This window comes from uncultured Phascolarctobacterium sp. (genome assembly GCF_937920985.1).
GTDB lineage: Bacteria > Bacillota > Negativicutes > Acidaminococcales > Acidaminococcaceae > Phascolarctobacterium_A.
This window is the reverse complement of record NZ_CALDXR010000018.1, coordinates 1-16,795: the sequence shown is the minus strand read 5'-3', so window position 1 is coordinate 16,795 and position 16,795 is coordinate 1. Positions and strand designations below refer to the sequence as shown.

Sequence of the window (16,795 nt, the reverse complement as noted above, 5' to 3'; positions counted from 1 at the left end):
CCGCCTCGACAAGCTCGGCACCTCTCCCAAAGGAGAGGCTCTTTAGTACTGCTTTCCATCTGTAAGGTGCCGAACGTAGCGAGGCGGAAGGGGGCCGCAAGCAGATGAGACTTTAATAAAGAAAGATGAGGCTCTCCTCGGGGAGAGCTGGCGCCCGCCAGGGCGACTGAGAGGGGACTGCAGTTTATAGGCTTACATTTGAATTTAGATTGAAGAAAATTCGTACACAAAGATTATTTGCTTGTAATCGTTATGCTTACGAATAGCATTATTTTCAGCATATCCCCTCTCCGCCTCGACAAGCTCGGCACCTCTCCCCAAGGAGAGGCTCTTTAGTACTGCTTTCCATCTGTAAGGTGCCGAACGTAGTGAGGCGAAAGGGGGGCCCTACACCCCCACTTTTTGTAATTTCTGTGAAATTGCCAGAAATTAGCACTCAACGCTTGACAGTGCTAACAAATAGTGGTATAACAGAATCAACAAAGGAAATGAGCTACAGGAGCTGCAAGGGCAGCACCCGCAAAGCACAAATCCCGCGTTGGCAAATCAAATCAATACTTGCTGCATCAACATTAAAATGACTACAACAAGCGCAATAAAACTGGAGGAATGACTTATGATGATGCCTAGTGTATTTGGTGAAAGCTTATTTGATGATTTAATGGATTTCCCGTTTGAAAAAGAGTTCTTCGGTCATCGCAATCCGTTGTATGGTAAACATGCCCAGAACGTTATGAAAACCGATATCAAGGAATCGGATACCGCTTATGAAATGGATATCGACCTGCCGGGCTTCAAAAAAGAGGACGTCAGCGCCAAACTGGAAAACGGTTATCTGACCATTACCGCTGCTAAAGGCCTCGACAAGGACGAAAAGAACGATAAAGGCGTTTATATCCGCCGTGAACGTTACAGCGGTCAATGTGCAAGAACCTTCTATGTCGGCGAAGCAGTTACCCAGGAGGATATCAAGGCTAAATTCGAAGACGGTATCCTGAAGGTTACTATTCCTAAGGTTGAGCCTAAAAAAGTCGAAGACAAAAAATATATTGCCATTGAAGGCTAATACATAAAAACCACATCATCCTTTCAAAATGAAACAGCCGCCGGAGCACTAGCTTCGGCGGCCGTTTTGTTGTTATGTTAAATTAAATGTTGTTTCTCGGAACCAGGTCTTCGGACTTCAGAGTACCTTCCTTCGCGCGCTCTGCAAATTCGGCAGTTGCGGTAAAGAGAACGTCACTGGAGCTGTTGAGCGCAGTTTCGCAAGCATCCTCCAGTACGGAGATGATGAAGCCAACGCCAACAACCTGCATAGCGATATCATTGCTGATGCCGAAGGAAGCGCAGGCAACCGGAATCAGCAACAAGGAGCCGCCGGCAACACCGGAAGCACCGCAGGCACCAACGGTAGAAACGATGCACAGCAAGAGAGCTGTCGGCATATCAACATGAATACCCAGAGTATTGGCAGCAGCAAGTGCCAATACAGAAATGGTGATGGAAGCACCGGCCATGTTGATGGTTGCGCCTAACGGAATGGAAATTGCGTAGGTATCAGGATTCAGGCCCAGACGTTTGCACAGAGCCATGTTAACCGGAATGTTAGCAGCGGAGCTGCGGGTAAAGAAAGCGTATACGCCGGATTCGCGGATGGTTGCCCATACCAGCGGATACGGATTGCGGCGGATGTTGAAGTAAACAATCAACGGATTCATAACCAGCGCTACCAGGAAGTAGGAGCTGATAAGCACTGCCAGCAGGTGTACATAGCTGGAAATTGCAGACAGACCGCTGTCGCTGATGGAGGTTGCAACCAGGCCCATGATGCCCAGAGGAGCGAAATGGATAACCCATTTAACAACCAGGGTGATAGCCTTAGCAACATCGTCCAGAGCATTTTTGGTTTGTTCGTTGGCAGCCATGTTCATAGCAATACCGAATACTACAGCCCATGCCAGAATGCCGATATAGTTTGCGTGCAGCAGAGCAGCAATCGGGTTATCTACAACACTCAGAATCAGGTTGTGCAGAACCTCAACAATGCCGCTGGGCGGGTTGAGCTTAGCATCAGCAACCTGCAGGTGCAGAGTGGTAGGTGCCAGGAAGGACAGGCTTACACCAACTAAGGATGCAAAGAAGGTGCCGATAACATATAAGCCGATAATAGGCTTCATATTTGCTTCGCCGCCGCTTTTCTTTTTGGCCATAGCGTTCATAACCAAGAAGAAAACCAGCACCGGAGCAACGCCCTTTAATGCTTTTACGAACAGGTCACCGAAGATGGTAACAACAGGTACCGCTTTCGGTACATAAAGTGCCAGCAGAATGCCGATGACAAGACCAACGGCAATTTGCTTGATGAGTGCGACTTCATTGATAATCGCAGCAAATTTTCTAAACATAATGAATTCCCCCTAATTTTTACTCCCGTATACAACGATGTTCATAGTATATATCATAAGTTAAATAACGTCAAGTCTACAACGAGCATTGTATTTGTAGAGTAGACACGAAAATTATCCGTACTCATAAAAGGGACTGATACCCTTAAAATGCAAATAAGTGTTACGCTTGTTACAAAATTGCACAGACTGTAAAAAAATCTGGCGTACTATTGTGCAATGAGAGAATATCTTTACCGGCAGTTGACATGCCTATGATTATAAACTATGCTATAAATATAAAAATTTTACTCTGTTTCTGCTTTTTGACAGCAGAATTTAATAGAAGGGAGCTGCTTACATGTCGGTAAGAGCTGATTTACATATACATACTACAGCCTCGGACGGCACCTGGACACCGGCGGAGCTGATTGCCGAAGCGCAAAAGCAACAGCTGGGGCTGATTGCCGTAACGGACCATGACAGCGTAGCCAACGTTGCGGAAGCGATGACGTTGGCAGCGGCAGCAGGCATTACGCTGCTGCCGGCGGCGGAAATCTGCTCCACCAAGGAGGCTTTGTCGTTTCATATTCTGGGCTATGGCATTGATATCCATAATAAACCGCTGTTGGAGCTGATGCAGCACAACGAAGCATTGCTGGAGCAAAAGGACGTGGACAGCATTCATCTGCTGGCGCGCGACGGCTGGCCTGTCGATGAAGCGGAGTTCGCCCGTTATACCTATGACAGACGTCGCGGCGGCTGGCGTGCCCTCGCCTATTTGATTGACAAGGGACTTTGCACCGGCGTTGGCGATTTCTTTAAGCGTATTTTTACGCCGGAGCATGACCTGGGCTTTCCGGAATTCCCGCCCATCAGCGAGGTTATTGCAGCAATTCACGCTGCTGGCGGCGCAGCGCTATGCGCGCATGCCGCCAGCGGCTTTCACGGCCCCGGCTTGGAGCGTGTGCTCGACATCCTGCGGACGGAGAAATTCGACGGCTTTGAATGCTACCACTCCAACCATTCGGAAGAAGGAACGCAGCGCCTGCTCCAGCATTGCAAAAAGCACGGTCTACTTATCAGCGGCGGCAGCGACTGCCATGGTACATTTGTGCCGGGGAGACGTTTGGGACAGCCTTTGGTCACTGCCGATATGCTGCGCTTGGACGGCCTTTTACCGCAAGACGTAAAATAATCCGAAAAATATTTGTTAAAACATGAAAAACGTTCGACTTTTTTCTCTGACTGTGCTATGATATTACCATAAAATATAACAAAGTTAACACTGACAAGAAATTCCGGCACTGAGCCTGCATTTACTTGTTGAGAAATTTTTAGGAGGCATTAAAATGCAAGAGTACAAACCGTTTAAATCCGGCAAGGTTCGTGAGATGTATGATGTTGGTGACAGCATTATTATGGTTGCCACTGACCGTATTTCCGCATTTGACCATATTCTGAAAAACATGATTGTGAAAAAAGGCACTGTGCTGACTCAGATTTCCAAATTCTGGTTCGATCTGACCAAAGACATTGTTCCTAACCATATGATTTCCGTTGATACCAAAGATATGCCCGAATTCTTCCAGAAACCCGAATTCACCGGCAACAGCATGAAATGCAAAAAGCTGAACATGCTGCCTATCGAATGCATCGTTCGCGGCTACATCACCGGCAGCGGCTGGGAAAGCTACAAGAAAACCGGTGAAATCTGCGGCATTAAACTGCCCGAAGGCCTGCAGGAATCCCAAAAGCTGGCTGAGCCTATCTTCACCCCCAGCACCAAAGCTGAAATCGGTGACCATGACGAAAACATCAGCGTAGAGCAAAGCATCGAAATCCTGGAAAAGCTGTATCCGGGCCGCGGTAAAGAATATGCTCTGAAGCTGCGTGACTACACTATCGCTATCTACAAAAAATGCGCTGCTTATGCTCTGGAGCGCGGCATCATCATTGCCGACACCAAATTTGAATTTGGTCTGGACGAGAACGGCGAGGTTGTACTGGGTGACGAAATGATTACCCCGGACTGCTCCCGCTTCTGGCCGCTGGAAGGCTATAAGGTTGGCCAAGGCCAGCCCTCCTATGACAAACAGTTTGTCCGCGATTGGCTGAGCGCTAACCCGGATGCAGGCTATGAGCTGCCGCAGGATGTTATCGACAAAACCATCGGCAAATACATCGAAGCATATGAACTGCTGACAGGTCAAAAGTTTGACTTTTAATTCTGAAAATGCTTTAAAACTGTAACTTTTGTTGCAGAAGCAACAGGCTCAGGAAAAATTTAACGCTCTTTACAAAAAAATTGTTTACAACCATGGACATTGGTTGTATAATTTCACCATAAACAACAACGGAGTTGGAACAGCGCAAGCTGTCTATTTCCGTTGTTGTTTTTTTGTTTCTCATAGCACTGCAAATACTATATATTAGTGTAAGAGAATCCGTAAATATAATAGTGCTTAATCGCGTAACGTATCGCCACCGTAAAAGCAGACAAGGTGGTTCGTGGAAGCGGCCAATTGAGGGGACTTTTGGAAATGCTAAAAGCACAAAGCACTGACGGCTGAGGGGCCGGACAGCAGTTACGCGAAATAAAAACGCCCGCGGCGAGCGGGTTTTTTATTTTGTCACGAAAAGTAAAATTCCGGCTGATAAAACATGTAAACTTCACTAGCAATTATCTGCATAAAAAGGTATAATTAATGTAATAAATGTACGAAAAAATTTCCTATTTAGGATAGTTGGAGGTTTCATGGTGGCAATAGACGCGTCATTACCCAAGGATATAAGGATTTTACAGGCAGCGGAAGAGGTTTTTTCGCAGCATGGCTATGAAAAGGCTACGCTCGATGAAATAATAGCCCTAGCTGACGTAGGCAAGGGAACTGTCTATAAATACTTCGGCAATAAAGAGCACCTTTTCTACAAGCTGGTTGCCGATAAAAATGCGCCTTTTTTAGAAAAGCTGCACCAGGCTGTCAACAGCGTAGACAGCTTTGAGGAAAAGCTCAAAAAATATTTTGAGGTAATGGTGCATTTTTACGTTGCCAACAGTACTCTGTGGCAGATTATCTGCTTTGAAATGCTCGGCGGCACCAATGGCTGCAGAGTTAATCCTGACGGTGACGGCTTTAAGGTTGTTCCCCGCTATAATTCTGTAAAATTGAGTGAGGAAACGATTGAACGTATCCTGCGCTATCACAAAATCCTGCATGATGAATATGATATTTTAGCTCAGCTGATTACTAAGGCAATGCAGGACAACCTGCTGAAGGAGGATACCGTGCCGGAGATTACAACTAAGTTTGTTTTCTTCGGTGTAGCCATGAGCATTTTTAACCAAAGCGACGATATTGCCGCCGATATAACGGACGAGGAAGCAGCAAGAATAATTACCGACCACTTTTTGCGTGGCAACGCACGTTGACGCGCATAGTAAAAGCAGCTGCCGCATTGCGGCAGCTGCTTTTGCGTTTGTCATAAGACTTTACTTGTTATTCTTCTACATAAGCGGCAGTAATGATACCGGTGTAGCAGGTGTGCCAATCCTTGTTAGCATACCATTTCTCGCCTAGCTCCTTGTCGAACTTATCCTCCGCCATGGTGTAATGCTCCACGATTTTGCATTCCAGGTGCAGGCCGCAGCCCTTGATAACAGGAACGCTGACGGTCTCGCCTGCTTCCGTAGTTAAGCCTGCAGCTGCAAACTTGTCCAGATCACGTCCGGACTTGCTGCCGCACAGACCAAGAGCCTTGGCAAAGCCCTCTTTTACCGGGAAGCTGACGGTAAATTCCGGATTAGCGTCAATCAGCTCCTTGGTATAACGGCTTTGGCGCACCATAACAGTGAAGGTCGGCAGGCCCCACTTAAAGCCCAGGCTGCCCCAGCCGATTGTCATTGTGTTCTGCTTGCCTTCGGCAGCAGTAGTCAGAAATGCACCCTTGGACAGAGTTTTTAAAATTGCTTCGCCTTGCTCAAAGGCGTTGATTTTTTTCATAGTCATAACAAAACCTCCTCATTTGATTTACAAGAATATTATACAGCGTTTACGCAAGCTATGTGTAAATTTTTGGGGAACTCGTGCGCAAGCAGGCAAAAGTTATCGCCACATCTTCGCTCTCCCCTCGCCTATCCGATGCGCTTTGCAAAAGTCGTTGGAAAAAGTTGCAAGTTGACATGAAAAGTCCCTTAAAAAAGTTGTGAGTTAGTGCAAAAAGGCTCCCCTCTTGAACGTTTCCGTTCAGACGGGGAGCCTTAAAAATTTAAGCTAGGCAACTTACTTTGCGCAAAAAAATTGTCCGTATATTCTATGGCTAGCTTTATATCACGATAAAGAAATGCTATACTTTAGTCAGGAATATCCAAGGAGGTCTTAACCATGCTCAAAAAATTTTTAGTCGTAGCTCTTTTGGCCTGTGTTGCTCTAAATAGTATCGTCCAAGCAGAAGAATCTGCTACCGAAAAAGAAAAGATACAAATTTTAGACCTATACCACATTAATCCTGATAAGACGAATATCAGTATGCAGCATTATAAAAACGAAGAATATGGCTTCAGTTTTGCAGTGCCTGAAAAAGATTACAAAGAATATCAAAGTAAAAACAAGAATATCCTATACTCTTTTCGCGGTGATGGAAGAGTTTTTCTTGTTGATTGTCGCCCGTTTATCCTTAAAGCTAAAGATTTAAAAAAGCTGAACACCAAGTTTTTTTACGAAAAGCTAGCTGACCTGGAAGCGAAAGGCTATAAGATTCTGCTCAAAGAACAGCTCTCTATTGCCAAATACCCGGCAATGCGTTTTTCATACTACTTACCTGAGAAAGAACTAGCTATTTTTGATAATTACATAATCATTACACCAAATGGTATTTATAAATTTAGCTACGTGGGAAATAGATTTATCTATCCTATTGACGAAAAATTATTTCTCCCTAAAATAATCCAATCCGTTAAAATTACTCCTCTAAGCGATGATATTTACAAACGTCCTTTTACCACAAAAACTCTAAAAGATTATCCTGCATCCTTTACTACGCCAGCTAACTGTATACTAATGCCTATAAAAAATGATCCCCATCACACATTCGCCTATTCTAATGGTTATTTTTTCGTCAGCCCCATGATTGTAAACATTACTGATAAAGCAGAGTTAAGCTTTTATCCTAATTCTTTTGCTAACCTTAGCGATAAAGATAAAGAAACACTTGCTGCTAAAGAAGCTGCACGCATACAAAAGAAAGTAGAAGTAAGGCAAAAAGAAAATCCTAAATACAAGCTTGACAATATCAAAGCTCAATTTATCACTATTGGCTCTGAAAACTGCTTGAATGTAAGCTTTGATTTATCCAATTCCACGGAGATGGATTATATCTTCGTAAGGGATGGTAAATTTATTTCCTTTGACTATCAATATCCGTTTGATGATGCCAAACGGCAGAAGGCTGCAGTAGTAAAATCTGCCAAGTCTATCAGGTTTAATCCGTAAGCTAAATGCTCCCCTCCTGAACGTTACCGTTCAGACGGGGAGCCTTAAAAATTTAAGCCAAGCAGATTTTTATATGCCAAAAAATTTGTCTGTATATCCTATAGGTAGCTTTATATCACTATAAAGAAATGCTATACTTATATCATCTAAAGCAAAGAAGGTGCCCTCATGCTCTACGGCGGTATAAAAATAGAAGAAACACAAAGTATCATCGTTATACTTGGCGAAGACAACAAACTTTTCATTCCCCATGACATTATTGTCGCCAACAATACCACAGACATCCAAAATTTTGTAAATTCAATGCAAAGAGGTGGCATTACGCCTGAAAAAATTTGCTTTGCTATAAACCCTGTCCATGTTAACAGCATCGAAGCCTTTAACAGCTTCAGACAAATTTTCATGCAAGCAGCCTACGATTTACGCATAATAAACACTGCTGCTCAAGGTGATAGTTTTATAGTTGTTACCAAAAGCCGTAACGCTAATGAAGAAGCAACAGCCAACGCATTTATCCTTAAGCATAATTATAATGACAGTAAATATTTTTTACAGAGCGATTTTCGTCAAAGTTATTTCTACAATTGTAATTTAAGCGATTATTTCAACCTGATATTTGCTGCGGTATTCATGTTTATTGCCATTTATTTTTTATACTATGGCATACTTTTTGCTGTTCCTCACTTTTTAATAGGTGCCGGTTTAACAATCTGTTATATCCGTCATATGTATTTTGCTAAAATGTCCATAAAAAAGCATACGCCTATTGTTAGTATTGATAAAAACGGCTTGCAGCAAAATTATAAAATCAGATGGCAATTTCTTGAGCCGCTAAAGCTACCACGAACAATATCCTGGAAACAAATCGAAAAAATTGAAGCTTATAAACCAATTATTTGCATCAACCATGATAATAACGAAAGGATCAGTATATGCGTAGCCGGTCAGAGTGAAATCACCTTAAACTTCTTTGTCATTGGTATAGACCACGAACATAATTATCGTACACTTTTATTTTACTGGAAATTGTTTCGCAACAACGGCCAATAAATTAAAATTCAGCAATAAAAAGGCACCTCGCTCAAACGTAAATTTTACGTCAAAGCAAGGTGCTTATTTTTATGCTTTTAATACACGCAGATATTGCCAGGCTATGTATGCCTTATTGCATTTTTTCCTTGAGCATCTTAGTAACCATGCCCGGGTTAGCCTTGCCGCGAGATTTTTTCATAATCTGGCCAACGAGGAAGCCGATAGCTTTATCTTTACCGGCCTTGTAGTCAGCAACGGATTGCGGGTTCTCAGCAATGGTTTCTTCAACCAGCTTGAGGATAGCGCCTTCATCACTAACCTGCTCCAGACCAAGCTTCTTAACGAGAGCCTTCGGAGCCTCATCCTCTTTGAGCATTTCGGCAAATACCTTTTTAGCCAGCTTGCTGGACAGCACGCCGTCTTTAATCAGGTTAACCAGCTCTGCCAGGTGTGCAGGGGTTACCTTGAAGTCAGCAATAGTAATGCCTTCGTTGTTCATGTAAGCAGATACATCTCCCAGCAGCCAGTTGGAAACTGCTTTGCTGTCCTTAGCGGTCTTAACTGCTTCATCAAAGTATTCAGCCATAGCCTTGGTGGAAACGATCTGGGAAGCATCATATTCCGGCAGACCATGCTCGCTCATCAGGCGTGCCTGACGTTGAGCCGGCAGCTCCGGCAGAGTTTCGCGAATGCGCTCAATCCAGGCATCGTCCAGCTGTACCGGAACGAGGTCAGGCTCAGGGAAGTAACGGTAGTCATGTGCTTCTTCCTTGGAACGCATGGACAGGGTTACGCCGTTAGCTTCATCCCAGGTACGGGTTTCCTGAACAACGTGGCCGCCGTCCTCGAGAACCTCTTTTTGGCGTTCAACTTCATAGTTGATAGCGCGCTCCAACGCACGGAAGGAGTTCAGGTTTTTGATTTCGGCACGGGTACCGAATTCCTTAGCGCCTTCGGGCATGATGGAGATGTTAGCGTCGCAGCGCAGGCTGCCTTCCTGCATTTTGCAGTCGCAGACATCGGTATATTCCAGAATTGCTTTCAGGTTTTCCATGTAAGCACGAGCTTCGGCAGCACTGCGCATATCCGGCTCGGATACAATCTCAATCAGCGGTACGCCTGCACGGTTGTAGTCAACTGCGGAGGAGTCGGAGGTGCTGATGGTTGCGCCGCTGTGGTTCAGCTTGCCAGCATCCTCTTCCATGTGGATACGGGTAACGCCGATGCGTTTATGCTCGCCGTCAACAACGATGTCGATATGGCCGCCCAGGCAGATAGGCTTATCAAATTGGGAAATCTGGTAGTTCTTGGACAGGTCAGGATAGAAGTAGTTTTTACGGTCAAATTTGTTGTATTTCTGGATATCGCAGTTCAGCGCCAGGCCGGCCTTGATAGCGAAATCAACAACCTGCTTGTTCAGTACAGGCAGTGCACCGGGCATACCCAGGCAAACCGGGCATACATGGGTGTTGGGCAGGCTGCCGAAGGCAGTGGAGCAGCTGCAGAATGCTTTAGTTTTGGTTTTCAGCTCGGCATGAACTTCCAGGCCGATAACGGTAATATATTTAGTCATTATTTGTTACCTCCCAGCGGTGCGAATACTTTATGATATTCGGTTGCCTGTTCAAAGGTATAAGCAGCACGCAGAATGGTTGCTTCGTCCAGAACCTTGCCGATCAGCTGCATACCGATAGGCATGCCGTCATCAGCAAAGCCGCAAGGAATGGAAATACCCGGCAGACCAGCCATATTTACCGGAATAGTGGTTACGTCCAGCATGTACATGGTCAGCGGATCCATCTGGTCGTTAATGCCGTAAGCAGGAACCGGAGAGGTCGGGGTCAGCAGCACGTCGCATTTTTCAAACGCAGCTTCAAAGTCGCGGCGGATGAGGGTACGAACCTGCATAGCCTTGTTGTAGTATGCATCATAGTAACCGCTGCTCAGTACGTAGGTGCCCAGCATAATGCGGCGGCGTACTTCCTGACCGAAGCCTTCGGTGCGGCTCATAGTGGTCATTTCCGGTGCGGAGGTTGCATCTACATTGCGGTAACCGTAGCGAACGCCGTCGAAGCGTGCCAGGTTAGCGGAAGCCTCAGCCGGAGCAATGATGTAATAGGTGATTACAGCATATTCGGTATGCGGCAGGGAAACCTCAACGATTTCAGCGCCCAGCTCTTTATATTTTTCAACGGCCTTCATGATTTCAGCCTTAACCTTAGCATCAACGCCTTCACCGAAGTATTCCTTCGGCAGACCGATGCGCAGGCCTTTAACGTCATTTACCAGTGCTTTGGTGAAGTCGGGAACCTCTACGTTCAGGGAGGTGGAGTCCATCTCGTCCTTACCGCAGATGGTGTTGAGTACCAAAGCAGCGTCAGTTACGTCTTTAGTGATAGGTCCGATCTGATCCAGAGAGGATGCGAATGCTACGCAGCCATAACGGGATACACGGCCATAGGTCGGTTTAATACCAACGCAGCCGTTGAAGGATGCCGGCTGACGGATAGAGCCGCCGGTATCGGAGCCCAGAGTCCAGATAGCTTCGCCTGCAGCGATAGCAGCAGCACTACCGCCGGAGGAGCCGCCGGGAACGCGGTCCAGGTTCCAGGGGTTATGGGTTACACCGAAATGAGAGGTCTTGGTGGTAGAGCCCATAGCAAATTCATCCAGGTTGGTTTTGCCCAGGAAAATGGTTTCATCAGCGCGCAGGTTTTTGATAACATGTGCGTCATATACAGGAATGAAGTTCTCCAACATTTTGGAGGAACAGGTAGTGCGCAGGCCTTTGGTAGAAATATTATCTTTGATTGCACCGGGGATACCTGCCAGCGGAGCGATTTTCTCGCCTGCGGCAATCTTGGCATCAACCTTGGCAGCCTGTGCCAGAGCGTTTTCTTTATCCAGGGTTACGTAAGCGTTAACCTGGTCTTCAACTGCGTCGACACGCGCAATAACAGCGTTAGTTAATTCGACGGAGCTTACTTCTTTGTTGACGAGCTTTTCATGCAGCTCGTGCGCAGTAAGTTTATACAAATCCACAGCGTTTGCCTCCTTCTTATTCGATTACGCGCGGTACCTTAAAGCCGTCATTGTGAACAGCAGGAGCGTTCTTCAAGGCTTCCTCGTGGGATACGCCTTCTTTGACAACGTCCTCACGCAGTACATTGCTTACCGGCAATACGTACGGGGTAGGTTCGATACCTGCGGTATCAATTTTTTCAAGAATGTCGGCATAGTTAAGAATCTGGTTGAACTGCTCGGTGAATACTTCCATTTCGGAAGCAGGAACAGTCAAACGGGAAAGCTGTGCGATATGCTTTACGTCTTCAGCAGAAACTTTCATTTTTTCACCATCCTATAAAAACTCGTTTTATTTTTACAAATAACCTGTTTTATTATAACACATTTACTGAGCAAAGTACACTGAGTAAGGCGGTTTGAACGCTGTTGCAGGGATATTTTTAGGAAAAAGCGGCTTTTAAAAAATCAGACTGCAAAACAATAAAGCCTCTCCTTGGGGAGACAAGGTGAATTGCCCGTAGGGCAAGAGAAGGCGCCCTGGGGCGGGTGGCATCGCGTAGCGATGACGGAGAGGGGTTCAACAAAATAAAATATATGCATAAGCACACCCACTCTCAGTCGCCCTACTGGCGACAGCTCTCCCCAAGGAGAGCCTTTCTCTTCGTATAGCATCCATACACACAATAATACAAAAAGAACCGCCTCACGGCGGTTCTCTAAACTCAAAGCATCTGGCGCTACTTTCCCTCTCGCTTGCTCACCTTAGCATACAGCCTCTTCAAAATATCCAATGCTTTATCCTGCTGCATACTGCTTAGCTGCGGCCTTACCTTACGTCTGTTCTTATTTTTATAGCTGCCAAGAGTAATATAAAACTCCCTTGTTGTCGCATCGTGCGCAAACAGCATCTCCGTCTGCTTCTGCTTTTGCTTCTGCTCCGCAAGCGGCAGCTCTTGGATAAAAGCATCCAGCTCTGCCAAATCCTCACTTGTCACCTTGGCTGATGACAGCAGGCAATTCTTGCCATTTTTATCAACAAAAAAGCAACTGAAGGTTCCCTGCCCTTCCTTAAAGGGATCATAATTAACCTCAAAGCTATAGCACAGGGTGCGGAACTGATGGTTCTTATTCATATAAAAGGCAGACCATTCTACGTGTGTCATCTTATCTTCTCCTTGTACCGGCGCACAACCTATATTAGCTGTCAGCAGTACAAGCACCACCAGCAGCATTTTGCCGATTTTCCATAATTTACTGTGCATACCGCTCACCGCCTTTGTTAAGCCTTAATTGCGAAGCGGAGCTCTGTCCTTAGCCTTCAGGTAAAGCTGCAGAAACTGCTTTTGCATTTCCGCTCTTTGCTCCCCGCTCAAAGGCGCCGTCAGCTTTTTGACACTTCTATCCTTATAGTTGGCGATACTCACATCAAAAATTTCATTAGTCTCATCGCAGACAAGCAAATCCTCATCAACCGGCTCAGGTTCCTTGGGCGGTGCCAGCGGCAGTCCTTGGATAAGCGCATCAAGAGGCGCCAACTCCTCGCGCGTCACAGGCACGCTCTCCAGCTCACAGCGCCAGGTGTCGTCGTTAAGATTTACCGGAGCCTTAAAGCTGCAGTCATAGAGCATCTGCCCGCTTTTAGCGTCCAAACGCAGTGCATAATTATAGCTAGAATCATAATTCGAGCCGTTTCTGTATAATTGCATACCCGTCCATTCTATACGTCCCATGCTATCGCCTCCCCGTACCTGGGCATAAATCAGCTTTACTGTCAGCAACAGGAGCGCTGCCAATAACAGCAGGTGAATAATTCTCAGCTTATTACTTTTTTGTTTGCGCATGCTGCTCACCGCCTTTTGCTATTCTTCTGCTTATAGCATAGCGTATCAGCGCAGCTTTGTCCCTACCCGAAAGAGTGATTTGGGGTAGGAAGAGAAGGTGACTTTAAATTTTTTCACAAACTCAGCAAATTTTTCACTTCACCCTACCCGAATTTGCCCTTTGGGGTGGGGTGTTTTTCTGTTGCCTGATATATAATGCAGATGTAGAAAAGAATCGGCTGATTAATTGTTGTAATATTCTTAAAGGTTTCTTTATATTGGCCGATTTAAAGAAAGGTGGTCTTGTTTATGCAACGCAAAAAATTAATCTCCAAAACCCTGACAACAGCTGTAATGCTTGCGCTGTACATCGGGGGGGGCACAACCATCCATCATTTCTGCGCAGGAGTATGACGAAGCAATTTTCGGCAGAACTGATGCCTATCAAGAATTAGGTATCCGTACTGATGATACCAGTACCTCTACTTACACTTACCAATTTGCTGACGGTGATTTGGTCAAGTTGAATAACAACAATGTAGGGATTGACTTCTATAATGAAAAAGGCCAAAAATTTATTTTCTCTAATGGTTTAAATCTTGATATTGCTAACGATAATAGTCATATCAATGGTATTTATACTGATTATGAAGGTAATTTAACCGCTACAGATATCAGCATCAAAGGTTCAGCTCCCAGCTATGCCAGCGGTATCGAAGCTTATGGCCCGAATAACCATATAACAGCCGATAACCTTAATATCATTTTAAATACTAACCATGAAGAATCTGCTGGAGCAAATGGCATTGTAATGCAGAGTGAAGGTGAAGGCGAAGAAGCTGTAGAATCTACCATTAGCATTAAGAATGCTACGTCTATTAAATTACATTCACAAGGCGGTGAATACGGAGAGGTTTGGGCAAATGGCATTTTTGCACAATGTTTCTTCAACCCCAATAATGAACAACTTCCCTTTGTGAAAATGAATTTTAATAAGCTGGATATTACTGCCACAGTTGAAGGTAAAAATGATGGCTATGCAAGAGGTATCCATACTGGTGGTTATACCGAAGTAAATGTCAAAGAAGCTCACATTAAAACTACAAATAACTCACTGACTTCGGGTGAAAGCATTGGCATCAATATCTACGCTAATGCCAAAGTTAACATCGGTGACGGCAGCACTATTTACGCTGAAAGCAACGGTGATGGTGGTATTTCAGCCATTGGTGTACATGCATGTGACTATTCAAAGGTAAACCTAGGCATTACTGATATTAAAGCTGAAAACAATAGTGATGGTGGTACTGTTGATGTATTATTTGTTCATGATGGTGCTGTTCTCAATATGGCCGGCGGTAGCATCACCGGCGCTAACAATGCTAACAACGGCTTGTTTAACGCTATCAATGCTTACGGCGAGGATGCCGATACATTTTTACATGCCGACACTATTGTAAACATCAACCAAGGTACAACTAACAATGTTGTAATCGTTGGTGACGTACATGCAGCCAACACTGCCATCGTTAACCTTAACCTGAACACAGATGCTTCCAGCATCACCGGCAATCTCGACCAAAGCGGTTCTTATCCAGATACGGATGATGATGGTACCATTAACCTCACCCTCGCCAATAAGGCTACCTGGCATGCTATGGGCGAGTACGGCAATGGCTATAGCTATTTGGAAAACATCACCATTAATGATGGCAACATTACCATGACCAACGAACAGGCGCAAAACATTGACGTTCTGCACCTGAAGGGCACCGGCGGCGAGCTGATGTTAGAGTCTAATACAAACCTCAAGACTGGCTTCTTCCGCGTAAACAACGCAGACACCGATGCGACCACAGTACATACCTCCTATGCAGGCATCAATGCTGATAACGTTAAGGACGCAGACGGCTTAGAAGGCCTCGTTAAAAACAGCTTGAAGATTCACGATGACAGTGCAGCAAAATTTGACGTTCAGGTAAACGAAGGTCTGCTCATCGGCCAGATGCAGGCAGATACCATCAACCATCTTGACGGCAACGCAATTGCTAATGTAAAAATTGCCCAAAGCACTACTGTGGATGCTATCAGCCATATGCAAAACGCTGCAGCACTGTCCTGGAGACAAGAGGACGCTACTCTCAGCAAGCGTTTAGGCGATTTGCGTCAGGGCGATGGTGACCAGGGCTTCTGGGTACGCCTGAACCGCGGCGAATTTAAATATGACAATGCCAAAAACCAGAATAATTTCTTCCAGATGGGCTATGATAAGGCTGGCGGCGATTGGCATTACGGCGCTGCTATCAGCCGCAACAGCGGTAAAACCACCTACGGCGATGCAACAGCGAAAAACCGTAGCCTGGCACTTACTCTGTACGGCACCTGGCTGGGCGATAAGGGACATTATGCAGACATCGTACTCAAGGAAGGCCGTCTGAGCAATGGTTACGATATCTCTGCACCGATTGGCTACACCCATGGTCAGTACAAAACCTGGGGCAGCAGCATCAGTGCTGAATACGGCAGAGAAATCGCTATGGGCGACAAGGCCTACTTCACCCCGCAGGCACAGCTTTCCTGGCTGCGTATTGCCGGTAAGGATTACACTACCGCCAACGGCATTACTATCAGTCAGGACAGCCAAAGCAGCACCATCGGCCGCTTGGGCTTCGAACTTGGCAGCAAACTTGGCGACAACGGTAATGTATACGCCAAAGCTTCTGTACTGCATGACTTCGGCGGCAGCGCTGACACCCGCCTGAGCTACAACGGTGTATCCACCACCTACAGCAACGATTTGGGCGACACCTGGTACGAGGCAGGCATCGGCTTCAACCTCAAAACCAAAGATAACAGCTATCTGTATGCAGATGTTTCCAAAGCCTTCGGCGGCGACTACAAGACACCTTGGCAATGGAACGTAGGTATGCGCTGGACCTTCTGATAGGTTATAATTCTTCAACATATAATCACATCCTATGCTGTAAGTAAAATCGAGTAGGAGACTGCTCATTATTTGAGCAGTCGACCTCTCACACCACCG

Annotated in this window: 14 protein-coding genes; 7 read left to right on the top strand and 7 right to left on the bottom strand. The window is 45.6% G+C overall.

The genetic code is table 11. The features are described 5' to 3' along the window. The first annotated feature begins 616 nt into the window (after nucleotides 1-616). Nucleotides 617-1,066 carry an Hsp20/alpha crystallin family protein gene (locus Q0612_RS02785; RefSeq protein ID WP_009145490.1) on the top strand — a complete coding sequence of 150 codons (450 nt, stop codon included), beginning with the start codon at nucleotides 617-619 and terminating at the stop codon, nucleotides 1,064-1,066. An 82-nt stretch (nucleotides 1,067-1,148) separates the two neighbouring features. On the opposite strand, the gene sstT is transcribed toward Q0612_RS02785, so the two are convergent. Further along, entirely contained in the window at nucleotides 1,149-2,405 is a 1,257-nt protein-coding gene (gene sstT, locus Q0612_RS02780; RefSeq protein ID WP_298880482.1) for a serine/threonine transporter SstT, read from the bottom strand. A gap of 340 nt (nucleotides 2,406-2,745) precedes the next feature. Here sstT and Q0612_RS02775 point away from each other — a divergent pair, with 340 nt between their 5' ends. From Q0612_RS02775 to Q0612_RS02765, 3 genes are all read left to right on the top strand, one after another. Next, nucleotides 2,746-3,582 carry a PHP domain-containing protein gene (locus tag Q0612_RS02775; protein ID WP_298880480.1) on the top strand — a complete coding sequence of 279 codons (837 nt, stop codon included), beginning with the start codon at nucleotides 2,746-2,748 and terminating at the stop codon, nucleotides 3,580-3,582. Nucleotides 3,583-3,736: 154 nt separating this feature from the next. Further along, nucleotides 3,737-4,612, top strand: coding sequence for a phosphoribosylaminoimidazolesuccinocarboxamide synthase (locus Q0612_RS02770; RefSeq protein WP_021721218.1), 876 nt, complete (start codon nucleotides 3,737-3,739; stop codon nucleotides 4,610-4,612). 530 nt (nucleotides 4,613-5,142) lie between these two features. Next, entirely contained in the window at nucleotides 5,143-5,817 is a 675-nt protein-coding gene (locus Q0612_RS02765; RefSeq protein ID WP_298880476.1) for a TetR/AcrR family transcriptional regulator, read from the top strand. A 67-nt stretch (nucleotides 5,818-5,884) separates the two neighbouring features. Here Q0612_RS02765 and Q0612_RS02760 read toward each other — a convergent pair whose 3' ends face one another. Further along, the gene (locus Q0612_RS02760; RefSeq protein WP_298880473.1) at nucleotides 5,885-6,394 is read right to left on the bottom strand and encodes a flavin reductase family protein; all 510 of its coding nucleotides are present in this window, start codon (nucleotides 6,392-6,394) and stop codon (nucleotides 5,885-5,887) included. 375 nt (nucleotides 6,395-6,769) lie between these two features. Here Q0612_RS02760 and Q0612_RS02755 point away from each other — a divergent pair, with 375 nt between their 5' ends. Both Q0612_RS02755 and Q0612_RS02750 read left to right on the top strand, forming a co-directional pair. After that, a complete protein-coding gene (locus tag Q0612_RS02755) occupies nucleotides 6,770-7,876 on the top strand; it encodes a hypothetical protein (protein WP_298880470.1) in 1,107 nt (368 codons plus the stop codon). A 168-nt stretch (nucleotides 7,877-8,044) separates the two neighbouring features. After that, a complete protein-coding gene (locus Q0612_RS02750; protein WP_298880467.1) occupies nucleotides 8,045-8,926 on the top strand; it encodes a hypothetical protein in 882 nt (293 codons plus the stop codon). 112 nt (nucleotides 8,927-9,038) lie between these two features. Here the strand turns inward: Q0612_RS02750 and gatB are convergent, their stop codons facing one another. The 5 genes from gatB to Q0612_RS02725 all read right to left on the bottom strand — a co-directional run bounded on the left by gatB (nucleotide 9,039) and on the right by Q0612_RS02725 (nucleotide 13,773). Then, entirely contained in the window at nucleotides 9,039-10,481 is a 1,443-nt protein-coding gene (gene gatB, locus Q0612_RS02745) for an Asp-tRNA(Asn)/Glu-tRNA(Gln) amidotransferase subunit GatB (protein WP_009145483.1), read from the bottom strand. After that, nucleotides 10,481-11,950 (bottom strand): Asp-tRNA(Asn)/Glu-tRNA(Gln) amidotransferase subunit GatA, encoded by a 1,470-nt coding sequence (gene gatA / locus Q0612_RS02740; protein WP_298880463.1) that lies wholly within the window; start codon nucleotides 11,948-11,950, stop codon nucleotides 10,481-10,483. The genes gatB and gatA overlap by 1 nt, the downstream gene beginning before the upstream one ends. 16 nt (nucleotides 11,951-11,966) lie before the next feature. Beyond that, on the bottom strand, nucleotides 11,967-12,254 hold the full coding sequence (gene gatC / locus Q0612_RS02735) for an Asp-tRNA(Asn)/Glu-tRNA(Gln) amidotransferase subunit GatC (RefSeq protein ID WP_009145481.1): 288 nt from the start codon (nucleotides 12,252-12,254) through the stop codon (nucleotides 11,967-11,969). A gap of 415 nt (nucleotides 12,255-12,669) precedes the next feature. Next, complete coding sequence (locus tag Q0612_RS02730) at nucleotides 12,670-13,194, bottom strand: hypothetical protein (RefSeq protein WP_298880458.1); 525 nt, start codon at nucleotides 13,192-13,194, stop codon at nucleotides 12,670-12,672. Nucleotides 13,195-13,218: 24 nt separating this feature from the next. Beyond that, the gene (locus Q0612_RS02725) at nucleotides 13,219-13,773 is read right to left on the bottom strand and encodes a hypothetical protein (protein WP_298880456.1); all 555 of its coding nucleotides are present in this window, start codon (nucleotides 13,771-13,773) and stop codon (nucleotides 13,219-13,221) included. Nucleotides 13,774-14,110: 337 nt separating this feature from the next. Here Q0612_RS02725 and Q0612_RS02720 point away from each other — a divergent pair, with 337 nt between their 5' ends. Further along, nucleotides 14,111-16,696, top strand: coding sequence for an autotransporter outer membrane beta-barrel domain-containing protein (locus Q0612_RS02720; RefSeq protein ID WP_298880453.1), 2,586 nt, complete (start codon nucleotides 14,111-14,113; stop codon nucleotides 16,694-16,696). Nucleotides 16,697-16,795 lie beyond the last annotated feature (99 nt).

Excerpts from the sequence above, each read along its gene's own strand:
- Q0612_RS02785 (WP_009145490.1), top strand. The coding sequence starts at position 617 with ATGATGATGCCTAGTGTATTTGGTGAAAGCTTATTTGATGATTTAATG.
- sstT (WP_298880482.1), bottom strand. The coding sequence starts at position 2,405 with ATGTTTAGAAAATTTGCTGCGATTATCAATGAAGTCGCACTCATCAAG.
- Q0612_RS02775 (WP_298880480.1), top strand. The coding sequence starts at position 2,746 with ATGTCGGTAAGAGCTGATTTACATATACATACTACAGCCTCGGACGGC.
- Q0612_RS02770 (WP_021721218.1), top strand. The coding sequence starts at position 3,737 with ATGCAAGAGTACAAACCGTTTAAATCCGGCAAGGTTCGTGAGATGTAT.
- Q0612_RS02765 (WP_298880476.1), top strand. The coding sequence starts at position 5,143 with ATGGTGGCAATAGACGCGTCATTACCCAAGGATATAAGGATTTTACAG.
- Q0612_RS02760 (WP_298880473.1), bottom strand. The coding sequence starts at position 6,394 with ATGACTATGAAAAAAATCAACGCCTTTGAGCAAGGCGAAGCAATTTTA.
- Q0612_RS02755 (WP_298880470.1), top strand. The coding sequence starts at position 6,770 with ATGCTCAAAAAATTTTTAGTCGTAGCTCTTTTGGCCTGTGTTGCTCTA.
- Q0612_RS02750 (WP_298880467.1), top strand. The coding sequence starts at position 8,045 with ATGCTCTACGGCGGTATAAAAATAGAAGAAACACAAAGTATCATCGTT.
- gatB (WP_009145483.1), bottom strand. The coding sequence starts at position 10,481 with ATGACTAAATATATTACCGTTATCGGCCTGGAAGTTCATGCCGAGCTG.
- gatC (WP_009145481.1), bottom strand. The coding sequence starts at position 12,254 with ATGAAAGTTTCTGCTGAAGACGTAAAGCATATCGCACAGCTTTCCCGT.
- Q0612_RS02730 (WP_298880458.1), bottom strand. The coding sequence starts at position 13,194 with ATGCACAGTAAATTATGGAAAATCGGCAAAATGCTGCTGGTGGTGCTT.
- Q0612_RS02725 (WP_298880456.1), bottom strand. The coding sequence starts at position 13,773 with ATGCGCAAACAAAAAAGTAATAAGCTGAGAATTATTCACCTGCTGTTA.